The 20765-nt window shown below is 67.8% G+C and carries 19 protein-coding genes; 11 read left to right on the top strand and 8 right to left on the bottom strand.

Annotated elements, in window-relative coordinates:
* Positions 1–60: 60 nt before the first annotated feature.
* Positions 61–408: a type II toxin-antitoxin system HicB family antitoxin gene (locus ACX1DX_RS10040; protein WP_076063651.1), complete on the bottom strand. Its 348-nt coding sequence runs from the start codon at positions 406–408 to the stop codon at positions 61–63.
* A gap of 301 nt (positions 409–709) precedes the next feature.
* Between ACX1DX_RS10040 and istA the strand changes: the two genes are divergently transcribed.
* On the top strand, positions 710–2263 hold the full coding sequence (gene istA, locus ACX1DX_RS10035) for an IS21 family transposase (RefSeq protein WP_459396492.1): 1554 nt from the start codon (positions 710–712) through the stop codon (positions 2261–2263).
* Positions 2260–3012, top strand: a complete 753-nt coding sequence (locus ACX1DX_RS10030) for an ATP-binding protein (RefSeq protein WP_187720191.1) — start codon at positions 2260–2262, stop codon at positions 3010–3012. Before istA ends, ACX1DX_RS10030 begins: the two co-directional genes overlap by 4 nt.
* Positions 3013–3366: 354 nt before the next feature.
* On the opposite strand, the gene ACX1DX_RS10025 is transcribed toward ACX1DX_RS10030, so the two are convergent.
* Together ACX1DX_RS10025 and arfB are read right to left on the bottom strand one after the other, a co-directional pair.
* The gene (locus ACX1DX_RS10025) at positions 3367–4638 is read right to left on the bottom strand and encodes an ATP-binding protein (protein WP_459396491.1); all 1272 of its coding nucleotides are present in this window, start codon (positions 4636–4638) and stop codon (positions 3367–3369) included.
* Between the two features lie 282 nt (positions 4639–4920).
* Positions 4921–5361: an alternative ribosome rescue aminoacyl-tRNA hydrolase ArfB gene (gene arfB / locus ACX1DX_RS10020; RefSeq protein ID WP_076061576.1), complete on the bottom strand. Its 441-nt coding sequence runs from the start codon at positions 5359–5361 to the stop codon at positions 4921–4923.
* Positions 5362–5433: 72 nt separating this feature from the next.
* Between arfB and ACX1DX_RS10015 the strand changes: the two genes are divergently transcribed.
* A complete protein-coding gene (locus ACX1DX_RS10015; RefSeq protein WP_459396490.1) occupies positions 5434–6039 on the top strand; it encodes a hypothetical protein in 606 nt (201 codons plus the stop codon).
* A complete protein-coding gene (locus ACX1DX_RS10010) occupies positions 6036–6464 on the top strand; it encodes a deaminase (protein WP_459396489.1) in 429 nt (142 codons plus the stop codon). Before ACX1DX_RS10015 ends, ACX1DX_RS10010 begins: the two co-directional genes overlap by 4 nt.
* A gap of 501 nt (positions 6465–6965) precedes the next feature.
* Here ACX1DX_RS10010 and ACX1DX_RS10005 read toward each other — a convergent pair.
* The 3 genes from ACX1DX_RS10005 to ACX1DX_RS09995 all read right to left on the bottom strand — a co-directional run bounded on the left by ACX1DX_RS10005 (position 6966) and on the right by ACX1DX_RS09995 (position 8847).
* Positions 6966–8012 (bottom strand): TerC family protein, encoded by a 1047-nt coding sequence (locus ACX1DX_RS10005; protein WP_344677178.1) that lies wholly within the window; start codon positions 8010–8012, stop codon positions 6966–6968.
* A 424-nt stretch (positions 8013–8436) separates the two neighbouring features.
* The gene (locus ACX1DX_RS10000) at positions 8437–8670 is read right to left on the bottom strand and encodes a hypothetical protein (RefSeq protein ID WP_459396488.1); all 234 of its coding nucleotides are present in this window, start codon (positions 8668–8670) and stop codon (positions 8437–8439) included.
* Between the two features lie 9 nt (positions 8671–8679).
* Positions 8680–8847 carry a hypothetical protein gene (locus tag ACX1DX_RS09995; protein ID WP_459396487.1) on the bottom strand — a complete coding sequence of 56 codons (168 nt, stop codon included), beginning with the start codon at positions 8845–8847 and terminating at the stop codon, positions 8680–8682.
* A gap of 11 nt (positions 8848–8858) precedes the next feature.
* Here ACX1DX_RS09995 and ACX1DX_RS09990 point away from each other — a divergent pair, with 11 nt between their 5' ends.
* Positions 8859–9599 carry a phosphatase PAP2 family protein gene (locus ACX1DX_RS09990; RefSeq protein ID WP_459396486.1) on the top strand — a complete coding sequence of 247 codons (741 nt, stop codon included), beginning with the start codon at positions 8859–8861 and terminating at the stop codon, positions 9597–9599.
* Positions 9600–9697: 98 nt separating this feature from the next.
* Positions 9698–10576 carry a fructose bisphosphate aldolase gene (locus ACX1DX_RS09985; protein ID WP_459396485.1) on the top strand — a complete coding sequence of 293 codons (879 nt, stop codon included), beginning with the start codon at positions 9698–9700 and terminating at the stop codon, positions 10574–10576.
* A gap of 63 nt (positions 10577–10639) precedes the next feature.
* Here ACX1DX_RS09985 and ACX1DX_RS09980 read toward each other — a convergent pair whose 3' ends face one another.
* Together ACX1DX_RS09980 and ACX1DX_RS09975 are read right to left on the bottom strand one after the other, a co-directional pair.
* Positions 10640–12007 carry a family 4 glycosyl hydrolase gene (locus ACX1DX_RS09980; protein WP_459396484.1) on the bottom strand — a complete coding sequence of 456 codons (1368 nt, stop codon included), beginning with the start codon at positions 12005–12007 and terminating at the stop codon, positions 10640–10642.
* A complete protein-coding gene (locus ACX1DX_RS09975) occupies positions 12004–12771 on the bottom strand; it encodes a DeoR/GlpR family DNA-binding transcription regulator (RefSeq protein ID WP_459396483.1) in 768 nt (255 codons plus the stop codon). The genes ACX1DX_RS09980 and ACX1DX_RS09975 overlap by 4 nt, the downstream gene beginning before the upstream one ends.
* 104 nt (positions 12772–12875) lie before the next feature.
* Between ACX1DX_RS09975 and ACX1DX_RS09970 the strand changes: the two genes are divergently transcribed.
* The 5 genes from ACX1DX_RS09970 (at position 12876) to ACX1DX_RS09950 (ending at position 20748) form a co-directional block, all read left to right on the top strand.
* A complete protein-coding gene (locus tag ACX1DX_RS09970; protein ID WP_076061561.1) occupies positions 12876–14258 on the top strand; it encodes an ABC transporter substrate-binding protein in 1383 nt (460 codons plus the stop codon).
* A 3-nt stretch (positions 14259–14261) separates the two neighbouring features.
* Positions 14262–15176, top strand: coding sequence for a carbohydrate ABC transporter permease (locus ACX1DX_RS09965; protein WP_459396482.1), 915 nt, complete (start codon positions 14262–14264; stop codon positions 15174–15176).
* Entirely contained in the window at positions 15173–15982 is an 810-nt protein-coding gene (locus ACX1DX_RS09960) for a carbohydrate ABC transporter permease (RefSeq protein WP_459396481.1), read from the top strand. Before ACX1DX_RS09965 ends, ACX1DX_RS09960 begins: the two co-directional genes overlap by 4 nt.
* The gene (locus tag ACX1DX_RS09955; protein ID WP_459396480.1) at positions 15979–17145 is read left to right on the top strand and encodes a carbohydrate kinase family protein; all 1167 of its coding nucleotides are present in this window, start codon (positions 15979–15981) and stop codon (positions 17143–17145) included. The genes ACX1DX_RS09960 and ACX1DX_RS09955 overlap by 4 nt, the downstream gene beginning before the upstream one ends.
* Positions 17146–17262: 117 nt before the next feature.
* Positions 17263–20748, top strand: coding sequence for a PIG-L family deacetylase (locus ACX1DX_RS09950; protein ID WP_459396479.1), 3486 nt, complete (start codon positions 17263–17265; stop codon positions 20746–20748).
* Positions 20749–20765 lie beyond the last annotated feature (17 nt).

Genomic DNA, 20765 nt, shown 5'->3' with positions numbered 1-20765 from the left:
GTCGATCTTCACCCTCCAGACCACACCCGGAGCGGCAGTTGCGGATGTCGCGGAGGTGGCTCAGCTCGCCTCAGAGAGACGCCGGACGAGATACTGGTTGAGGCTGAGGTGCTCCTCAGCCGCTTGGATCGCGAGCCTACGGTGCAGACCCTCCCCGACCCGGAGATTGAACTTGCCCGAGTAGTTCCGCTTCGCCAGAGGTTCGGGGATGACTTCACCCTCCGCTGCGAGATCGGACACGGTCTCGGCAACCAGATCAACCAAGCCCTGCAGGGCGGCCAATTGAGAGTCAGCGAGCCATGACAGCGAGGGGAACTCCGCACAACTGGCGACGAACTCGTGATCTTCGACCGACCACGTCACGCGGTAGGTGTAAAGGGACGCGTCCACAGTTGGGGTCTGAGACATCACTTTGCCTCCTTCTTGTCGATAGCAGCCATCACCTGTCGCACCTGATACGACTTGGCCTGACCGTTGCTGTTCTGGATGTTTACTCGCGGGTCGCCAGGCCAGGGGGTCTTGAACACCGCGTGTGATCCACCGGTGAGTATTGGCGGTCCTGGGGGCCGGGTGTGGTGCGGTTGAGCGCCACCGGCCCGGGTGCCGAATCGTGTGGTTGAGCGCCGGGGTTGGTGTGGTTGAGCGCCACCTGCTTCTAGGCTCCTTCCCGCCTATGTGAGGGCCACGTGGGCGGGAAGGAGTACCGGTAATGGTACGCAGGATCAAGGCGAAGTTGGTGTTGCAGCTTCGTTCGCAAGGGTTGTCGGGCAGAGCGATTGCTGCCGGGCAGGGCATGTCCAGGCACAGCGTGCAGGCGGTCATCGACGCTGCCGAGGAGGCCGGGCTGGGCTGGGACCGGGCGGAGGGCATGTCTGACGGGCAGGTCTACGAGGTGTTGTTCCCGGGCCGCGGTGTCCGGGAGAGCGTCTTCGCCCAGCCTGACTGGGGGCGGGTGCATCGGGAACTCGCCCGGGTCGGGGTGACGCTTCGGCTGCTTCATCAGGAGTATCAGGACGCGGCGGTGCGGGACCGGCAGCCGGTGATGAGTTACGACCGGTTCTGCCGGTTGTATGCCGACTACGCGGCCGTCCTGGGTGCTTCGTCGAGGGTGGGTCACAAGGCTGGCCGCAGCGTCGAGGTCGACTGGTCAGGGCCGACGATGGAGCTGCTGGATCCGACCACCGGCGAGGTGTCGAAGGTGTATTTGTTCGTGGCGTGTCTGCCGTTCAGCAGGTTCGCGTTCGTGCACGCCTCGTTGGATATGCGGCAGGAGTCGTGGTTGCGGGCGCACGTGGCGATGTTCGAGTTCTTCGGCGGCACGGTCCCCAGGATCGTGCCGGACAACTTGAAGACCGGTGTGATCTCCCATCCCCGTGAGGGGGAGGTCGTCCTCAATGACGCCTATCGTGAGCTGGCTGGGCACTACTCGGCGGCGGTGCTGCCGGGCCGTGTCAGGCACCCCAAGGACAAGGCCAGTGTCGAGAACACGGTGGCGCACGTGGCGACGTGGGTGATCGCGGGGCTGCGGAGCGAGACGTTCACCACCTTGTCCGGGTTGCAGGCCCGGATCCGGGAACGCGTGGATGCCTACAACACCACACCGTTCCAGAAGCGGGAAGGGTCCCGCCGCAGCGTCTTCGCATCCGAGGAACGGCCGCTGCTCGGGACGTTGCCGGCGGCGCCGTTCGAGATCAGCCAGTGGGTCTATGGCCGCAAGGTGGGCCGCAACGGCCATGTCGTCTGGTCGAAGAATTACTACTCGGTCCCGTTCGCCCATATTGGGGCGAAGGTCGACCTGCGGATCACGCAGTCCATGATCGAGATTTACCGCGGCGATGAACGCCTGGCCAGTCACTTGCTGCTGCCCTCAAACACCTCGAACAAGTACCGCACCAACGATGCTGACTTGCCCGAGGGTCGGGGTTGGCAACCGTGGGACAGGACACGCATCGACGCCTGGGCGGCCAGGGTGGGGCCAGCCACCAAGACGGTGACCGACCGGGTCTTCGAGTCGGTCCAGGTCGACGAACAGGCCCATGACCCTGCGTTGGCGATCCTGCGCCTGACCAGACGATTCTCCCCGGCCCGGGTGGAGGCAGCCTGCCAGCTGGCGCTGCGGGGACCGGTGCGCAACATCCGCTACGCCCATCTGAGACCGATCCTCGACACCGGACAGGACAAGACCGGCCAGAGCGTCGAGACCGCCGACGAGGTTGGCGGCTATGTCCGCGGCAGCGACTACTACGCCGGAGGGACCCGATGAGCGCCTCGCTGCTGGACATCGAGACCAAACGCAAGCTGCGGGAGATGAACGCCACCGACCTGCTGACTGCGATCGACACCCAAGACCCAGTGGTCTCGGCCGGGTTGGCGTTCGAGGACAGGCTCCGGATGGCTGTCGATGAGGCCTACTCGTCGTTCACCCACTCCAAGGTCACCGGCCTGATCCGACGCGCCGGTTTGCGTTACCCGAACGCTGACCTGCGCCGGATCGACCTGCTTGAGGAACGAGGGCTGGACCGCAGCCTGCTGTCCCATCTGGGCTCCTGCCAGTTCGTCACCCGCCAGCAGAACGTCGTGTTCCAAGGCTTCACCGGATCCGGGAAGTCGTATCTGGGATGCGCGCTGGCGAAACGGGCCTGCGAACACCGGATCCGGGCCCATTACATCCGGATGCCCGACCTCGAGGAGGCCTGGACCGCGGCCCAGGAACAGACCGGTGGAGCCGGGAAGTTCCTCCGCAAGTACGCAGCCTTCACGCTGCTGGTGATCGATGAATGGCTTCTGGATCGTCCCACCGAATCGATGCGAGGGATGCTGCTGGAACTGATGGAACGCCGCTATGGCGAAACCTCAACGGTATTCTGCACCCAGTATCAGCAGAAGGACTGGCACCAGCGCCTCGGCGCCGGCGTCCACGCCGACGCCATCATGGACCGCATCGTCCACAACACCCTCTGGATCGAGACCGGCACCTACAACATGCGCGAGCACACCGCCGCGCAGACCTAACCCCGCAGGGTCAGCGCCGGTGGTGGCTCCCAGCCACGTCACCACCGGCGCTCACCCGCACCAACCCCGGCGCTGGACCGCACGAACCACCGGCTCCCACAGCGTCAAATACTCAACCGGTTCTACGGGGCGGACCGAAGTAGTGTTCGCAGACCTTATGGAGGTCGTCATAGCGCACGTTCTGTGGATTCTTTCGCATTGCTGCTACGAGCTTTTCCACGGTCGCCACACCTCTATGGTACCGCGGGCAGTACCACGGTCAAGCACTGCGCGGTCAGACGGCACCTTTCAGCCCGCGCTATGTACGAGATGCCCAGACACGTCCGGCGTGCGGCAGAGTCGGATGTCGGCCAGTCACGGCGCGAGGAGTCCGAGGGGGACCACAGCGATGCCGTCGGGACGCCGGTAGGCGTTTGGCCCGGTGTTGATCACGACTGCGTCCAGCAGCTTGTCGCCCATACGGTCGGCCAGCCAATCGAGGTGCTTGGTGTCCTGGTCGGTGACGGTGTTGGCCAGTTTGACCTCGACCGCTAGGACTCGGCCGTCGTCGCGGACGACGACCAGATCGACTTCGTGGTCGCCATTGCGGGTACGCAGGTGACCGACGGCGGCCTCCGCCGCCTGCGCCGGGACCCGGACACACAAGGTCACCAACGACTCGAACAGGTGACCCAGAACGCTGCCTGACTGCGGACCCACCGACGTGCCAACGCCATCGAGCAGAGCGTCGCGGCTGAGGCCGAGGAGACGGGCGGCAAGCGCCGGGTCTGCCAGATGATGCTTAGGCGTCTGCCCCAGCCGGGTCAACAGACTCCCGGTCGGCGCCCACGCCGGCACCGGGTCCAGCAGCCACAAACTGGACAACACGTCACGGTAGGCGATCGACGTGGAGCGGGCCGGCTTATCGCCCTGCCCTGGCGTGGCGGCATCCAGGATCTGCGCGTAGCTCGCAGTGGTCGCCGTCGCCGCAGCATAGGCACGCAACCACGCCAACATCGCCTCAGGCTTCCGCACCGCCAGCCCCTGTTCCGGGACGTCACGATCCACCGCGTTGTGCAGGTAGGAGTCGAGCTGGAACCGCCGCGACCTCCCCACCAATGGCCGCATCGCCGGGAAACCCGACGCAACGATCTCCTCCACGTAGTCGCTCAAATTCAGCGAGCACGAACCGGCCAGCGGCCCGCGATCTCCACCCAGCAGACCCCGCAAGCTGACCGTGGGCTGCGTCACTCCCCGCTCGGACAAGGTCATCGGACGCATCCGCAACCGACCGATCCGACCAGCCCCGGAATGCGCCGTGGCCCCCGGGGCCGGGGAGGCGCTGCCGACCAGCAGGAACTGCCCGCCCGTCGGATCAGCATCCACCGCACGGCGCACCACGTCCCACACCTCAGGGACCTTCTGCCACTCGTCAATCAACAGCGAACGCCCACGCCCCAACACCTGCTCCGGCTCCGCGGCGATGGACTCACGAATAGCCCTCGAGTCCAACCGCACCACTCCGGCAACCCGCTGCTCAGCGGTCGTGGTCTTCCCTACCCCTTTGGGCCCGTCAACCGCGATCGCCGGAACCTGCCCGAACAGCTCATCCAACTCGTCATCCAGAATCCGGCGCGCATACTCCATGCATGAACCATACAAGAAGCAGAATTTGAATCAGTCAATTAGCACGGCATGAATCAGACAGATTGCAGGCTCGCGCATCGGCATGAGCGCTAAATCGCAAGGCCATCGCTGTCGTCCCTCTCTGGAGCCAGGATGTGCAGACCGGGGGCCGCCACCGCAGCGCAGCAAGCTTCTTGGTGCTCTTGACGAACCCCGGCCAAACGTCCCGATCTACCAACTGCCGAGCACAGCCCGCAGACTGAAGCGCGGCTCGGCAATGCGTCGCTCCGAAGGAGGGCCCGCTCATTCGCCCGGGCGACGGCGCGCGCTCTTCAGCTCCGCCCTGTGCTTCTTGGACCGCAACCGGCGTTCCACCGATCCCCTCGTCGGGCGGGTGGCCCGCCGCTTCGGTGGGGGCGGGGCGAGCGCCTCGCGAAGCATCGCAGCCAGCCGCTGGCGGGCGGCGGAGCGGTTGCGGAGTTGCGAGCGCTCCTCCGAGGCTTCGACGGTGAGCACCCCGTCGACCAGTCTGTGCCGCAGACGGTGCAGCACCCGCCGACGCTGCGCCTCCGTGAGCGTGGTCGAGGCACGGACGTCGAACGAGAGCTGCACCTTGCTGTCGGTGGTGTTGACCCCCTGACCGCCGGGGCCGGACGAGCGGGCGAACCGCTCCCGCAGTTCGCCGGCCGGGATGACCAGGCCGTCGGGAATCCCCGGGCCCGGGTCGACGGTCAACTCGCTCATGCCCCGGAGTCTACGAGGATCAGTACCCCAGGTGGATCCCCGCGCCTGCTGTGCCGCAATAGGCTGCCAGGCATGGTGCGGAGATCCTGGGGATGGGTGCTGGCGGTGGCCCTCGCGTTGGCGGTGGTGTCGCTGGTGAGCGGACTCGCAACCCATGCCGAGCTGAACGGCGACGCCAACGGGCTGCTCGCCACGCGCCTCACCCTCACGAAGTTGCTCAACACCGGCACCGTCTGGGCGGGCGTCCTGATCCTCGCCGGCCGCCTGGTGCGCCGCCCGCGCCAAGCGGCTGCTGCGGGAGTCCTGAGCGGGTGGCTCCTGCTGGGTGCCCACTACGGGCTGGGGCAGGTCCTCGGCGTCTACACCGGCGACATCTGGGCGGAGAACCTCAACTGGTTCCTGCTCACAGGCGCCATCGGCGCACCGCTGGGCCTCATCGGGGCGGCCGCGGGCCGCCCCGGCGGTTGGGGAGCCGCTGCTCGGCTCGCGGTCCCGGCCGGAGCCGTCGTCGAACCGTTCTACTGCGGCATGTTCGACCTCCCCGGCGCGACGCCCTGGCCCGGGATGCTGTCCAGCGTCCTGTGCGGGGCGACGCTGCTGGTCCTCGGCGGCGCAGGTCTCGTTGCCGCGCTGCGCCGAGGGGGCAGGGCTGTGCGGGTTCTAGACTCAGCCGCATGACGCGCCCCTCGTTCGACGAACTCGGCCTCGCCACCGCACGCCTCTGGGCCACCCGCAGCGCCGACGCGAAGGTCCAGGTGGGCGCCTGCCTGCTGGACCGGTGGCACCGTGTGGTGGGGGTCGGGTACAACGGCCGGGCCGCCGGCGAGCCCAACGAACGCGAGTCCATGGCCCAGGGCCAGAGCGGGTTCATCCACGCGGAGGTCAACGCCCTCCTGGCCGCGAACTGGAACGGCGAGGGCCACACCCTGTTCGTCACCCACGAGCCGTGCGCCACGTGCGCCCGGTTGATCATCAACTCGCGCCGCGTGACACGGGTCGTCTACGAGACCGGCTACACGGAAGTGGTGCGCTCCGAAGTGGGCCTCCCGTCCGGGGCCCAGATCCTGCGCGACGGCGGGCTCAGCGTCGAACTAGCTGGCTGAGTCCGCGGCCAGTGGCCGGCGTCCGTGCGAGCATTGTCGGATGCAACTGCCTGAGCGGGCCACTGCCGCACTGGCGGCCGGGTCGTCCTCCGACGGGGGGGGGTCGGTCCCACCGGTCGCGAGGCTGCTGCCGGGGGCGCGGCGGACGGGCGTGTGAGCCCCTCGACCGTGCCCCGCAGGGCGCTCGTCCAATCCGGAGTCTGGCCGCCAGCGGTCTTCGCCGGGGCGGCGGTCTTGTTGTTGAGGGCCTTGTAGGCCAGGCCGCTGAGGCGGTCGAACAGGTTCATGAGCGTTCCCTTCGGGGTGTGCGGTGGTACTGATCAGAGCGTGGCGGGTCCGCCGGGTGTGCGCTCCAGGCTCAGTCCGGTGGGCGGCGGACGGTCGTCGAAAGGCCTTCCGACCCGTTCTCGCCCCGGCGGACCACAGCGTCGGAACGGCCGACGGACGGGTTGTCCGTCGCCGTTGGGGTGGCTCCTCTATCGCGGTCGGCAGGTGTACCTGTCAGCCGCCGGAGCGACCGTTCCCCGTCCCCGCGGGCACAGGTGAGCGACGGCCGAAGACGGGCTCGACCGCAGCGAGCTCCTCGTCGGTGGCGATCCGGAAGGCCCCTGCCGACTCGGCCTGTACTTCGCGTCGACCTTGACCGCGGGTGGCGCGGAGACTGGCGACGATGGACACGGTGATGATGCTGGCGACGACGGCGAGGCTGATCGTGGTCGGGATGTAGAGCACGTCCAGCAGCAGCATCTTGATGCCCACCCAGATCAGGACGAACGAGAGCCCGATCTTGAGGTAGACGAACCGGTGGATCAGGTCAGCGAGGAGGAAGTACATGGCTCGCAGGCCGAGGATCGCGAACGCGTTGGCGGTGAAGACGAGGAACGGTTCGCTCGTCACGGCGAAGATCGCCGGGATCGAGTCGACGGCGAAGATGATGTCAGTGATCTCCACCAGCACCAGCACCGCTAGTAGCGGCGTCGCCACCACAAGCCCCGCCTTGCGGACCAGGAACTTCTGCCCGTGGTACGCGTCTGTCATCGGCACGAACCTGCGGAACACCTTGAGGATGCGGGACTTCTCAGGATGGACGTGCTCGTTGCGTGAGCGGAACATCCGCCAGCCGGTGTAGATCAGGAACGCCGCGAAGACATAAAGGACCCACGAGAAGTTCTCGATCAGCGCGGCGCCGGCGGCGATGAAGATCCCGCGGAAGACCAGCGCACCGAGGACGCCGAGGAACAGCACCCGGTGTTGAAGCTCGCGGGGGACCGCGAAGGCGGCGAAGATGATCGCCCAGATGAACACGTTGTCGACGGCGAGGGATTTCTCGATCAGATAACCGGCGAAGTACTGCTGCCCGAATTCCGCGCCCCACAGCGTCCACACCAGCACACCGAACGCGACACCGATCGTCACCCACACGATCGACCAGGCGGCGGCTTCCCGAACCCCGATCACGTGGGCCGTGCGGTGGGCGATGAGGTCGACGACGAGCATCACCAGGATCACACCCAGGACGGCGAACCAGGCCCAGAGAGGAACAGTCATGACAAAAACCTCCACGAATATCGTGAAGGTCTCATCGGCCCTCAGGGCCCTGCGCACCGGGTCCCGCAGCGGGACCGTATTGACGATGCGGAGCGAGGATTACTCCCCTTCGGGTCCAATGAGACAGGAAGAGTGCCTCCACGTCAAGTCAGCCAGGTCGGGGCCGCTGAGAAGACCTGTCACAGGACACCCGCAGCGTCGACGCCCTCGTCGGCCGGTGCGTTGCCGGTTTGCCCCGGACGTTCGGGAAGCCTCAGCCGGTGTTCTGCAGGCCGGCTGCAGCCCCCTTCACCGTGAGTAGCAGAACCTTCGCCCACTGCTGCCGGGTTTGGGGGTCCGAGGTGTGGGAGGGCCTGGTGGTGTTCGTATCGGCTGGGAAGGTTCACAGGGAGTGGATCTCCGGCGCCCGGATCTCCAAGGTGGATCAGGCCGGGTAGCAGGGCTGTTCTCGTTTGGAGTCGTTGACTAGCGCCAGGGCCCCGTCGACGCTGTGGCCTTCCTTCCACAGCTGGTAGACCCAGTCGAGGCTGTAGCCGTCGTAGCTTTGGTCACCGTCGAGGTCGTGGCCGATGGTGTTTTCCAGATCGGTGATCCAGTCGATCCAGTCGGCGTCGCCCTGAATGCCGGGCCGGCGGATGAGGGTGGGGGGATGAATCATCCTGGCCTTCTAACGGTTGGTGGTTTGGAGATAGGCATCGAGATCCCGGCGGGCGGCATCCCATTCTTGTTGGGCCTGTTCGTAGTGACGCTTCGCTGCGGTGGCTGCTTCCCTGGCGGCTTCGACGCGCTGGCGCAGCTCCCATGCCCGATCAACGATGGTGATGAGGTGAGCCATGGTGTCCTCCTGTGATCACTGTCTCTGCTCTCACGACGCCCAAAGCCAAGGCGTCCGCCCTCCTCGGCACCACCCTCGTCGTCGCCCTGCTGGCGGCCATCGGCCTGACCGAGTTGTTCGGAGAGATCCTCGAGTCGGTCGGCGACAGGGACGGTGTCGCGGCCTGGGACCGCCCTGCACCCGACTGGGCCCTCGCCGCACGCACCCCGGGGCTCACCTCGTTCGTCGCCTGGTACTCGAACACCGGCGGCCCCCTCTGGCAGCCGATCATCACAGGGGTCGTCGTCGCATTCCTGTGCTGGCGTTGGCGCGACATCACCCCCCTCATCCTCAACGTCATCGCGGTGGGTGGCTCGCTGCTCATCACCGTCCTGGGCAAGAACTACATCGGCCGGGCCCGGCCCCCCATCGCGGAGGCGGTGCCGCCGTACGAGTCGTCGATGAGCTTCCCCAGCGGACACAGCCTCAATGCGCTGGTCATCGCAGGCATCCTCGCCTACCTGCTGATCCGCCATGTCTGGAACCGGAAACGGGGGCTCACCTGGCTCATCGCCGGTCTGGCGGCGCTCTACGCCATCTCGATGGGCCTCTCCCGGGTCTTCTTGGGGCACCACTGGTTGACCGATGTGTTCGGCGCCTGGGCCATCGGTCTGGCGTGGCTCGCCGTCGTCATCGGTTGCCACCGCATCTGGCACGCCGTGCGGTCCCGGACGGAGCCCGGGTCGGTGGAGGAGGAACGCGCTCCCGCCTGAAACCCCCAGTCAATGGTGGAACAATGGAAGTGTCAATGGAGCCGGGCGGCGTCGCCCGCCCGCCCGGCGCGGCCACGCGTAGAAGGGAAGGGCGCCCCATGTTTGAGAACCACTTCGAAAAGATGCAGAGCGCACCCGGCTTCATCGCCGCGCTCGACCAGAGCGGTGGCAGCACGCCTGGCGCACTGAAGCGTTACGGCATCGAGTCCTGGGCCGATGAAACCGAGATGTTCGACCGCGTCCACGAGATGCGGACCCGGATCATGACCAGCGCCAGCTTCGACGGCGACCGGATCCTCGGCGCCATCCTCTTCGAGGACACCATGCGCCGACAGGTGGAGGGACAACCCACCGCCGAGTACCTGTGGAAGGTCAAGGGAGTGGTGCCCATCCTGAAGGTGGACAAGGGCCTACGGGAGGAGGAGTCCGGCGCCCGCCTGATGAAGGACATGCCGCAACTCGACGACGTGCTCGCGGAGGCGCGGGACAACAAGGTGTTCGGCACCAAGATGCGCTCGGTCGTCATGACCCCCGGTGCCGGCTTGAAGGCCGCCGTCGATCAGCAGTTCGACATCGGTCGGCACATCTTCGCCGCCGGCCTGGTGCCCATCCTCGAGCCCGAGGTCGACATCAAGAGCCCGCTCAAGGCGGACGCCGAACAGCAGCTCCACGACTTCCTGATGGAGGGCCTCGACTCCCTCCCAGACGACGAATGGGTCATGCTCAAACTGACGCTGCCGGAGGTGGACGACCTGTACCGCGACGTCGTCGACCACCCGCGGGTGCTCAGGGTGTTCGCACTCTCCGGCGGCTACACGCGCGCCGAATCCAACGAGCGCCTCGCACGTCAGCACGGGGTCGTGGCCAGCTTCTCACGCGCCCTCACCGAAGGGCTCATGCGGAGCCAGACCCAGGAGGAGTTCGACGCGCTGCTCGACGAGTCGATCGGCAGCATCTACGCCGCGTCGAACACCTGAGCGGAGTTGCGCAGATGTGGGCGGCGGGCCTCGGCGGGGCCCTCCACATTCCGGCCACCCGGCTCAACGGGCGAACAGCGCGGCGATCTCCTCGTGCGCGGCGATGTAGCCGTCGAGCAGTTTGCGGCCCAGCTCCGGCGAGTTGACCAGCGGGTGCGAGGCGAAGCCCTCCCAGGCCTTGTCCGCATCACGGGTGAGGGCGGCCTCGGCAATGGCTTGCTCGGCGCCGCGGAGCCGAGCCATCAGGCCCAGTTCGAGGAGGCTCACGGGCCCGACGGGCAGTGGGTGCACCCCGTCGCCGTCGACGACACAGGCGACCTCCACCACCACGTCGTCGGGCAACTCCGGCACCACGCGCCGGCCGTCCGACAGGTTCGCGGCGTCGAGGATCATCCGCTCGGGCTGCCCCGTGGCCAGCGCCCGCATCATCCGCAGCGCGACCTCCTGGTAGCCACCGCCCATGTCCTCCTCGCGGCGCTCCTCGTCGCGGGCCTCGGCCATGTAGGTGGCCTCACGCTCGTGCAGCACCTCGTGCCACAGGCGCAGCGGATCGGCGGCCCCGGCGACATTCTCATAGAACTGGCCCTGCTGCGCCGCCAGGTACTGGCCGCGGGTCTGCTCGTTCTGCCCGATCCGTCCGACGGCGGAGTCTGTGTGCCAGTAGTAGTAGAGGTATTCGTTCGGCAGGGCGCCGAGCGCGCGCACGAAGTCCTTGCCGATCAGCCGGGCCTCTTCGATGGTGTCGAGCCGGGCGTCGTCCGCGAGGATCTCCGGCAGCCTGTCCACGCCGTCGACGCTGACCGACCGGAGGAAACCCATGTGGTTGAGCCCCAGGTAGTCGTAGTCCACGCGGTCCTGGTCGTGTTCGAGCGAGACGCCCAGCAGCCGCGACACCCTCCGCACCAGCCCGATGGGGGTGTCGCAGATGCCGACGACGCGCTCGCCGAGCACCCGGCGCATGGACTGCGTCACGATGCCGGCCGGGTTGGTGAAGTTGATGGTCCAAGCTTCGGGCGCCACCTCGGCGATGGCCGTGGCGACCTCGTGCATCACCGGGATGGTCCGCAGCGCGTAGGCCAGCCCGCCGGGGCCGATCGTCTCCTGACCGAGCAGCCCGAGATCGAGCGCCACCCGCTCGTCCTTCACCCGGCCCGCGGGCCCGCCCACCCGGATCGCGGAGAAGATGAAGTCGGCGCCCGCCAGCGCGGTGCGCAGGTCCGTGCCGGTCCGCAGCGTCGGCGGATTCTCCAGCCGCGCCGCCCGCGCGCGGATGACCCGCTCGATGCCATCGAGCCTTTCCTGGGAGGTGTCGTAGAGCACGACCTCCTCGATGAAGGGCCGGCCGTCCGACATGGCCACCGGATCTGTGGCCACCGCTTCGTAGACGAGGGGCACGCGGAAGCCGCCGCCGCCGAGGATCACGAGTTTCATGCGTAGCGAACCTCCAGATTCGTTTCAGGGGGAAGGTGCAGCGACTCCGGCCCCGCTGGGCTGTCGGTGACGAGTCCGGTGAAGGCCGTGATGGGGGCGATCTCGAGGAATCCGGCGCCGGGGAACTTGGCGTGGTCGGCCAACAGCCAGGAACGGGTGGACACCTCGATCATGGCCCGCTTGACGGGCACCTCGCTGGGCGTCGAATCGAGGACCGCCCCGTCGGGCCGGATGCCGGCGGCGCCCAGGAACGCCACGTCGACGCGGACCTGACGCAGGCACGACTCGGTCAGCACCCCCACCAGAGACTGGTAGTTGGGCCTGAGCACGCCGCCCATCACCACGAGGTCGACGTGCGGGGCGTCGCTGAGTTTCGCCACCACCGCCAGCGACGCCGTGACCACGGTGATCGACCGTGACCGCAGGTAGGGGCACATGGCGAACACGGTGGTGCCGATGTCGAGCGCCACGACGTCGCCGTCGTTGATCAACTCGGCGGCCGCCTTGGCGATCCTGCGCTTCTCGTGGGTCTCCTGCCCGGCCACCACGTCGAAGGCGGCGTGGTCGGCTTCCGGTCGGATGCTGTGCGGCCGGCAGGCGCCACCGCGCACCCGCTCGACGAGGCCCGCGTCGGAGAGCTGTTGGAGGTCGCGGCGGACGGTAGCCTCGGACACACCCAGCGTGCTGGCGAGTTCGGGCACCGACGCGGAGCCCTTCGCGTGCACGAACTCCGCCACCCTGCGGAGGCGCACATCTGTCAGCATGACACTGACCCTAGCCGCGATGTCCAATCATTATCGCTAAACATCGATCATCACCAAACAGAACGTGGCAGACTCAGAGCCACAGACCGTCAAGGAGGACCCCCATGTCGCCCAGTCCCATCAGCCGGCTGCTCAAGGCGGCCGTTGCGGCCGCTGCGTCGTTGAGCATGCTCGCAGCCTGCGCCCCCGGATCTGACGCCCCGGATGAGACCGCCGCCCCTGCCGACGGCGGGTCGAGCGCCGCGGCTGAGCCCAGCGTCGACCCGGGCAGCCTGGGCGACATCACGCTCACCGTGTGGGACCAGGAGGTCCGCGGCAGCCAGAACGACGCGCTCGTCGCCCTCAACGAAGCGTTCATGGAGAAGTACCCCAACATCACCATCGACCGCCAGAGCCAGTCCTTCGACGACCTCAAGGCGCAGGTCTCCCTGGCGCTGAGCGGCAACGACGTGCCCGATGTCGTCCAGGTCAACAACGCCCGCGGCGACATGGGCCAGTTCGTCACGGCCGGTCAGCTCACCGACCTGTCGCCGTACGCGGCGCAGTACGGCTGGGAGGACCGTTTCCCGGCCTCGGTGCTCTCGAAGGTGCGGTACTCCGCCGACGGCACGACGTTCGGTGAAGGCAACCTGTACGGGCTCCCGCAGACCGGTGAGATCGTCGGCATCTTCTACTCGAAGAAGAAGCTCGAGGAACTGGGCGCGGAACTGCCCACCACCTGGGACGAGTACTTCGCCATCCTGGACCAGGCGAAGGAGGCCGGCGAGCAGCCGATGATCCTCGGCAACATCGAGGGCTGGCCCGCCATCCACGTCTTCGGCCCGCTGATGGCCAACTACATTGAGCCCGAAGAGGCCGTGAAGCTGGGCATGGGCAACGCCGGCGCCAGCTGGGTCTCCGACGGCAACAAGGCCGCCATGGAACAGTTCGCCAAGTGGGGCGCGGAGGGCTATTTCGGCACCTCGCCCAACGGCACCGACTACGACGCCGCGTGGAACGACTTCACCAAGGGCACCGGCGTCTTCCTGCCCGGCGGCTCCTGGTTGGGCACCGACATGGAGGGCGTGATGGGCGAGGACCTCGGCTTCATGGCCCCGCCGCCCGCAGTCAACGGCGAACTCGCCACCACCGGTGGCACCGGCATCCCGTTCTCCATCCCGGCCAACGCCGAGAACAAGGACGCGGCCGTGGCCTACATCGACTACATCACCAGCGACGAGGCCATGAAACTGATCGCTGAGAACGGCGGCTTCCCGGTGCTCGGCGCCGCCGACCTGGCGCCTGAATCCGGCGTCCAGAAGGAGATCTTCGAGGCGTTCGACAAGGTCTCCCAGGAGGGCACGCTGCTGCCGTACCTCGACTACGCCACGCCCACGTTCTCCGACACCGCCGGCCAGGGCCTCCAGGAGGTCCTCGGCGGCCAGCGCTCGGCCGACGAGGTGCTCCAGGCGTTCGAGGACGACTACAAGGGCTTCACGGGCGAGTGACCCATGGCAGGACGAGGTAGGCGGGGGAAGGGCAACCCGTCCGCGGTGATCCGCGGGCGGGCGACGCCCTATCTGTACCTGCTGCCCGCCTTTCTCGTCTACGCCGCCTTCCTGCTCTATCCGCTGCTGAGGGCCGGCCAGTTCTCGCTGTACGACTGGCCGGGCTTCGGCCCCTCCACCTTCGTGGGCCTGGACAACTACGCAGCCCTGCTCGGCGACCGTCGCTTCCTCGCCGCCGTCAGCCACGCGCTGGTCCTGATCTTCTTCTACTCGATCCTTCCCCTGGTCGTGGGCCTCGTGCTCGCCGCCGTGCTGCGGCGCGGTCAGGTCCGTGGCCTCGGGTTCTTCCGCGTCGTGATCTTCATGCCGCAGGTGATCGCGCTGGTCGTGGTCGCCGTCGCCTGGTACCAGATCTACTCGCCGCGCGGCCTGCTCAACGCGGTGCTTGAGCTCGTCGGGCTGGGCGATTTCGCGCGCGGCTGGCTGGGCGACCCGGACTTCGCGCTGCCCGCCGTCGGCATGATCGGCTTCTGGTTGTCCACCGGCCTGGTCATGCTGCTGCTCCTGGCCGGCATGAGCCGGATCCCCAACGACCTCTTTGAGGCGGCCCGCCTCGACGGCGCCGGCCCGGTGCGCGAGTTCTTCGCCATCACGCTGCCCAGCGTCCGCGCCGAGATCACCACCGCCCTCGTGCTCACCATCATCGCCGCGCTGAAGACGTTCGACCTGGTCTACGTCACCACCTCCGGCGGGCCCGGCACGGCGACGACGGTGCCCAGCTATGAGGTCTACAACCGCGCGTTCAACCTCAAGCAGGTGGGCTCGGCGTCGGCCGTTGCGATCGTGCTGACGCTGCTGGTGTTCATCATCAACGTGTTCGTGTCGCGCATCGGTGAAGAGAAGGAGGTGCGACGGTGAAGGTTTCGGCCGGCGAGAAGCTGATGAACTACCTCATCCTCAGCCTCTTCGCGCTCTTCGCGCTGTTCCCCATCATCACGATCCTCCTCACCTCGCTGCGCCCGCAGATCGGCGTCGTGGGAGGAGCGTTCCACTGGGAGAACTTCGTCACGGCGTGGGAGCTGGGCCGCTTCGGCACGGCGCTGACCAACTCGCTGCTGGTGGCGCTCCTCGTGGTGAGTGTGGCGCTGGTCCTGTCGATCCTGGCCGGCTACGCGTTCGGCACGATGCAGTTCCGCGGGTCCACGGTGCTGTTCTACCTGTTCCTCCTGGGCCTGATGGTGCCCGCCGAGGCCATCGTCATCCCGCTGTTCTTCGACCTGCGCAACCTGGGGCTGACGGACACGATCTGGGCGATCGCGCTGCCGCAGATCGCGCAGTCGGTGGCCTTCGGCACGTTCTGGATGCGCGCCCAGTTCCGCGCCCTGCCCCGCAACCTCATCGAGGCGGCCGCCATCGACGGCACCTCCGGCATGGCCGCGCTGTGGCGCATCATCGTGCCGCCGTCGCTGCCGTCCATCGCGACGGTGGCCGTGCTGATGTTCATGTGGACCTGGAACGAGTTCCTCATCCCGCTGATCATGAGCCCCGGCGGGCAGTGGCGCACCGCGCCGCTCGGCCTGGCCATCTTCAAGGGCCAGTACACCTCTGATCACGCGCTGCTCGCCGCTGCGGGCGTGATCATCGCGGCACCCATCATCCTGGTGTTCCTGCTGCTCCAGCGCTACTTCATCAGCGGCATGCTGGAAGGAGCGTCGAAGGAATGAACCAGCATCAGCACCAGGAACCCGTCTGTTACGACTGCTGGGACTGGGATCCGCTCGCGGACCTGCGCTCCGACGAGGACCCGCCGCTGGACGTGGTGACCACCGGCCCGCTCTTCTTCGACCTGATCTTCACGGGTCTCCCCCGGCTCCCGGAGCCCGGCGAGGAACTGTTCAGCACCGGCATGGGCTCGTGCCCGGGCGGCATCGCGAACCTGTCGACGGCGACGGCCCGGCTGGGCCTGCGCACCGGTCTGGTCGCCGGCTTCGGCGACGACGCCTACGCCGACTGGATGTGGGACACGCTGGCCAACCAGGAGCACATCGACCTGTCCTGCTCGCGGCGCTTCCAGAACTTCCACTCGGCCATCACCGTGTCCATGGCCTTCAGGGGCGACCGCGGCATGGTCACCCACGAACACGTCCTCCCCGAACCCCTCGACGACCTTCTGCTCACCGCCCCCGCCGCCCGCGCCGCAGCCGTCGACCTGAAGCGGCCCGGCCTCTGGTGGGACAAGCTCCGCCACGACAACACGCTGATGTTCGCCGACGTCGGCTTCGACGAGACGGGGCGTTGGGACAAGGCGCACCTCGCGCCGCTCAGCCAGTGCCACGCCTTCACCCCCAACGCCGTGGAGGCGATGGGCTACACGCGCACGGACCGGCCGAGCCACGCCGTCCGGGCGCTCGCCAACCTCGTGCCGCTGGCGGTGGTGACCGACGGCGTGCGGGGCTCGTACGCCATCGACAACACGACGGGGGAGGAGGCCTACTGCCCCAGTGTCGCCGTCGACGCCATCGACCCGACGGGGGCCGGTGACGTGTTCGCCGCCGCCATCATCCTGGGCACCATCTCCGGCTGGAGCCTGGAGCAGCGGCTGCAGTTCGCCTCGCTCAGCTCATCGCTGGCGGTGCGGCAGTTCGGCGGCTCGCTGGCCGCCCCCGGCTGGGGCGACCTTGCCGACTGGTGGCGCAACCTCGAGAAACTCCGCGAGGAGGGAGACCTCCGCGCGGCCCACATCGGCCGGGAGTACGCGTTCCTCGCAGACCTCATCCCCACGCACCCGGTGCACGGCGTGCGCCGGGCTGAGGGCACGTTCGCGCTGGCCTCGGATGCGGACTCGCCCCTCGCGCGCCCCGTTCCTGACGCCGAGCCGGCGGGCTGACAGCCACTTCCAATCAACTTCACGCAGACTCTCGCAAATGCACACAGGTCGTGCCTAGTATGACCATCATCCTCATCCAACTAGGGCAACGCCGTCGTTGCCATTGGAGGTTCCCTGATGAGACGCAAGTTGCTAGCCCTGGTCGGCGCATTGGCCGTCGGTTTCGGTCTACAAGTCCCAGCCTGGGCGCAGGACGTTGAGCTCGCCGTGGGCGAGCCGTCCGTGACCACCGAGGTCAATCCCAACAAGATCGATGTGCTCGGCATCTGGGCCCATCCCGATGATGACGCCGGTTTCACCACCCCCTGTGGCGTCTGGACTGACCGCTACGACGTCAAGTGCGGCGTCGTCATGCTCACGCGTGGTGAGGGCGGCTCGAACTCGGTCGGCGACGAGGCCGGCCCGGATCTCGGCCTGCGCCGCGAGAACGAGGACCGCACCTCCTTCTACCGCTCGGGCGTGTACGACATCTACAACATCGACGCAGTGGACTTCTGGTACAACACCAGCGCCGCCCTCACTGAGGACGTCTGGGGCTCCGAGCGCATCCAGCGCCAGGTGGTGCACGTCATCCGCCAGACCCAGCCGGAGATCCTGATGGGATGGGCCCCCAGCCCCGCTGGGCACGGCCACCACCAGTACTCGGGCCGGGTGAACTGGGAGGCGGTGCAAATGGCCGCGGATCCCAACGCCTTCCCCGAGCAGCTCACCGGCCCCGACGCGGTGGAGCCGTGGCAGGTGAAGGTGGTCACCTCCGGCGCAGCCACCAACGGCACGGGCGGACAGCTCGCCGCTGAATGCAACGCGGGCTTCGTGCCGGCCGACAACAACCAATTCACCGTCGTGGGGACGTGGACCGGGTTCGAGTCGCCGTACACGTGGCTCGAGGGCAACGTGCAGGGCATGGAGCCGGGCACCCCGATGACGTGGGCGCAGGTTGGCCGCGAGGGCAACCGGGCGCACCCCACCCAGGCGCGCACCAAGCACACCGGTGTGTTCGAGCCGTTCTGTCAGCGCTACGGCATCGCGCAGTCGCTGGTGCCGTTCCAGCCCAACGGCACCGCCGCGAACGCGCGCGACGACGCCATTCTCTTCGGCACCCTCGTCGCTGATCCCGGCGGCATGCCGTTGGGTTCGACCTACACGATCGACGTCGGCGACTACTTCCAGGCCCCCGGCGTGCCGTTCGACGTGACCGTCACCGCGCAGTCGGGTGAAGGCACGATCGCCGCCGGCGACGTCACCCTCGGGCTGCCCGAAGGCTGGACGATCACCGGTGACCCCCAGCTCGGCCCCATCAGCGCCGACGCTGAATCCAGCGTCACGCTCACAGTGACGCCGTCTGACGACGCCGCCCTGGCCCGCTACAAGATCGAGGCCCGCTTCAGCAACGGTTCCGTGACCGCGTACAACGACTCCCGCGTCCAGCTCGTCGCCGGTGTCGAGGGCCAGTTCGAGCGGTGGGGCAACTTCGCCTCCTACGAAGCGTGGGCCGACGAGTTCACCCGCGTGTCGGGTCGCTCCGCGGCTGAGCGCCAGATCGGTGCCGGCGAGTCGGTGACGATCCCCGTGATCGTCAGCAACCGCACCACCGTGCCCCAGAGCGGCAACGTCTCGGTCACCGTTCCGGCCGGGTTCACCGTCGACGAGGTGACCAAGCCGTACACGGCGCTGGCCGCCGGCGCCCAGACGACGGTCGACTTCGTCGTCACCCATACTGACCCGGCAGATCCGGGCGGGCGGATCGCGGAGGTGCAGATCGTGACGACGGCCACCGCGCTCGGCTCGACGAGCACCGAGACGCTGCGGCTGTACGTGGTGCCCACCACGGTGATCCCCGAGGCTGAGGTGGCGCCCGTGGTTGACGGTGTCGCCGATGACTTCTACGGCCCCGCCCTCGACATCGGCCGCCGCTGGGAGGGGGCGGCCTGTGATCCCGACGGCACCGACTGTGGCGTGGGCAGCACCGTGAGGCTCGCCTGGCACGGCGACGCCCTCTACGCCCAGGCGTTCGTGGTGGACAACATCGCCAGCGCCGCCGCCACGCCTGAGCGTTGCTTCGGCCACTGGCTGGTGGATTCGGTGGAGGTGCTCCTCGATCCCCTCGGCGGGTCGCGCGACACGTCGACGACGTTCAAGACCGGCATCATGCCGTTCACGGACGACGCCTCGGGTGCCGCGGGTCAGGGCCCCAACGGGCCGTGCTGGAGCCGCGACGCCGACAACCACCAGGGCTTCTCGTCCGGTCCTTTGGCCACCACCGTTGAGGGCGGGCCCAACTCGCCCGGCCAGGAAGTGGCTGTCGACTTCGACCTCAACGAGGATGGCACCTACGTCGACGGCGGGTTCACCGTCGAGGTGAAGATCCCGCTGGAGAACCTGCCTGCGGCAGTGGTGACCAGCACCGCCCCCACGGGCGCCCAGGCGACCAACGTGGTGGACCCGGATTACCTGGGCCTCAACGTGACGCCGTACGACTCCGACGTGGCTACCTTCATTGGCAAGACGCGCACCGCGTGGTCGCCGTTCGGGAGCCAGCAGTCCGAGCCGTACCGCTGGGGCCACGCCTACCTCGACGGCTACGCGGCGCCTGAGGGTCGTTCAACCACTCCGGACACGCCGCAGATCCCCGATCAGGCGTTGCTCGGCGTCGAGTCGCCTCAGACCATCTACCAGTCCGCCGCCCGGGGCGTGACCATCGCCGGTCTGAATGCGAGCCGTGCGCTCACCGTCCAGGACGTCTCGTTCGACGACGACGGGGCCACCATCTCCGTCGCCAGCGCCAAGGCCGGCACGCTGCGTGCCTTCGCCTGGAACGGCAACCCCGCCGCCATCCCGGTCTGGGTCTCCAGCTGTGAGGGCGACGAGTGGGGTTTCTCCACCTGTGACCTCGCCACCGACACCGCGGCCGCGCCGTGGGGCGATGACATGGGTGGGCGGCTGCTCGGCTCCGTGGAGAAGGCCATCAGCACAGGTGCCTCCACCGTCCGGTTGGCGTTGGACGCAGCAGACCTGGAGACGCTGATGGGCGAGGACGGCACCATCCTGATCTCGTTCCAGGAGAGCGCCACCAGCGCGGTCAACGCCTGGGCCTACCCCGTGGTGCTGCGCGAGGTGGAGCCGACGAAGCCGCCGGTCACGCCGCCCGTCACGTCGCCCGGCAAGCCGGACTTCGTGCGCACGCCTCCTTACACGCTGCCGGGTTACCACGACCTCAACGGCCGTAAGTGGCAGACCACGTGTGAGGCGTACTCGCAGACCGAGCGTTGCTGGACCTACATCTGGGCCACGACCATCAAGGTGGACGACGGAAAGTTCGTGCGCACCACGGGCTGGGCGTTCAACAACCTCACATACCTGCCGTACATGACCCGCGCCGACTGGGCGAAGAACCCGCTGGGGTTCACGGGGGCATGGACCGCGACCGACGGCCGCATGTGGCGCACCGAGTGCGACACGGCTGCCACCGGCCGGGGCGGCTGCCGCTCCTACGCGAAGGTGACGGTGTACCAGGCGCATGCGAAGCCCACCGGTGGGTACACGTTCACCCAGAGCAACGAGTGGGTGTTCAACAACATCGTGCTGTTCAAGGAGCGCGTCTGATCCCTGAGCGGTTGATG

It is taken from the genome of Tessaracoccus zhenghani (assembly GCF_054552775.1).
Note: the sequence above shows the minus strand (reverse complement) of the source record. Positions and strands in the feature narration are given on the sequence as shown.

Excerpts from the sequence above, each read along its gene's own strand:
- ACX1DX_RS10040 (WP_076063651.1), bottom strand. The coding sequence starts at position 408 with ATGTCTCAGACCCCAACTGTGGACGCGTCCCTTTACACCTACCGCGTG.
- istA (WP_459396492.1), top strand. The coding sequence starts at position 710 with ATGGTACGCAGGATCAAGGCGAAGTTGGTGTTGCAGCTTCGTTCGCAA.
- ACX1DX_RS10030 (WP_187720191.1), top strand. The coding sequence starts at position 2,260 with ATGAGCGCCTCGCTGCTGGACATCGAGACCAAACGCAAGCTGCGGGAG.
- ACX1DX_RS10025 (WP_459396491.1), bottom strand. The coding sequence starts at position 4,638 with ATGGAGTATGCGCGCCGGATTCTGGATGACGAGTTGGATGAGCTGTTC.
- arfB (WP_076061576.1), bottom strand. The coding sequence starts at position 5,361 with ATGAGCGAGTTGACCGTCGACCCGGGCCCGGGGATTCCCGACGGCCTG.
- ACX1DX_RS10015 (WP_459396490.1), top strand. The coding sequence starts at position 5,434 with ATGGTGCGGAGATCCTGGGGATGGGTGCTGGCGGTGGCCCTCGCGTTG.
- ACX1DX_RS10010 (WP_459396489.1), top strand. The coding sequence starts at position 6,036 with ATGACGCGCCCCTCGTTCGACGAACTCGGCCTCGCCACCGCACGCCTC.
- ACX1DX_RS10005 (WP_344677178.1), bottom strand. The coding sequence starts at position 8,012 with ATGACTGTTCCTCTCTGGGCCTGGTTCGCCGTCCTGGGTGTGATCCTG.
- ACX1DX_RS10000 (WP_459396488.1), bottom strand. The coding sequence starts at position 8,670 with ATGATTCATCCCCCCACCCTCATCCGCCGGCCCGGCATTCAGGGCGAC.
- ACX1DX_RS09995 (WP_459396487.1), bottom strand. The coding sequence starts at position 8,847 with ATGGCTCACCTCATCACCATCGTTGATCGGGCATGGGAGCTGCGCCAG.
- ACX1DX_RS09985 (WP_459396485.1), top strand. The coding sequence starts at position 9,698 with ATGTTTGAGAACCACTTCGAAAAGATGCAGAGCGCACCCGGCTTCATC.
- ACX1DX_RS09980 (WP_459396484.1), bottom strand. The coding sequence starts at position 12,007 with ATGAAACTCGTGATCCTCGGCGGCGGCGGCTTCCGCGTGCCCCTCGTC.
- ACX1DX_RS09975 (WP_459396483.1), bottom strand. The coding sequence starts at position 12,771 with ATGCTGACAGATGTGCGCCTCCGCAGGGTGGCGGAGTTCGTGCACGCG.
- ACX1DX_RS09970 (WP_076061561.1), top strand. The coding sequence starts at position 12,876 with ATGTCGCCCAGTCCCATCAGCCGGCTGCTCAAGGCGGCCGTTGCGGCC.
- ACX1DX_RS09965 (WP_459396482.1), top strand. The coding sequence starts at position 14,262 with ATGGCAGGACGAGGTAGGCGGGGGAAGGGCAACCCGTCCGCGGTGATC.
- ACX1DX_RS09955 (WP_459396480.1), top strand. The coding sequence starts at position 15,979 with ATGAACCAGCATCAGCACCAGGAACCCGTCTGTTACGACTGCTGGGAC.
- ACX1DX_RS09950 (WP_459396479.1), top strand. The coding sequence starts at position 17,263 with ATGAGACGCAAGTTGCTAGCCCTGGTCGGCGCATTGGCCGTCGGTTTC.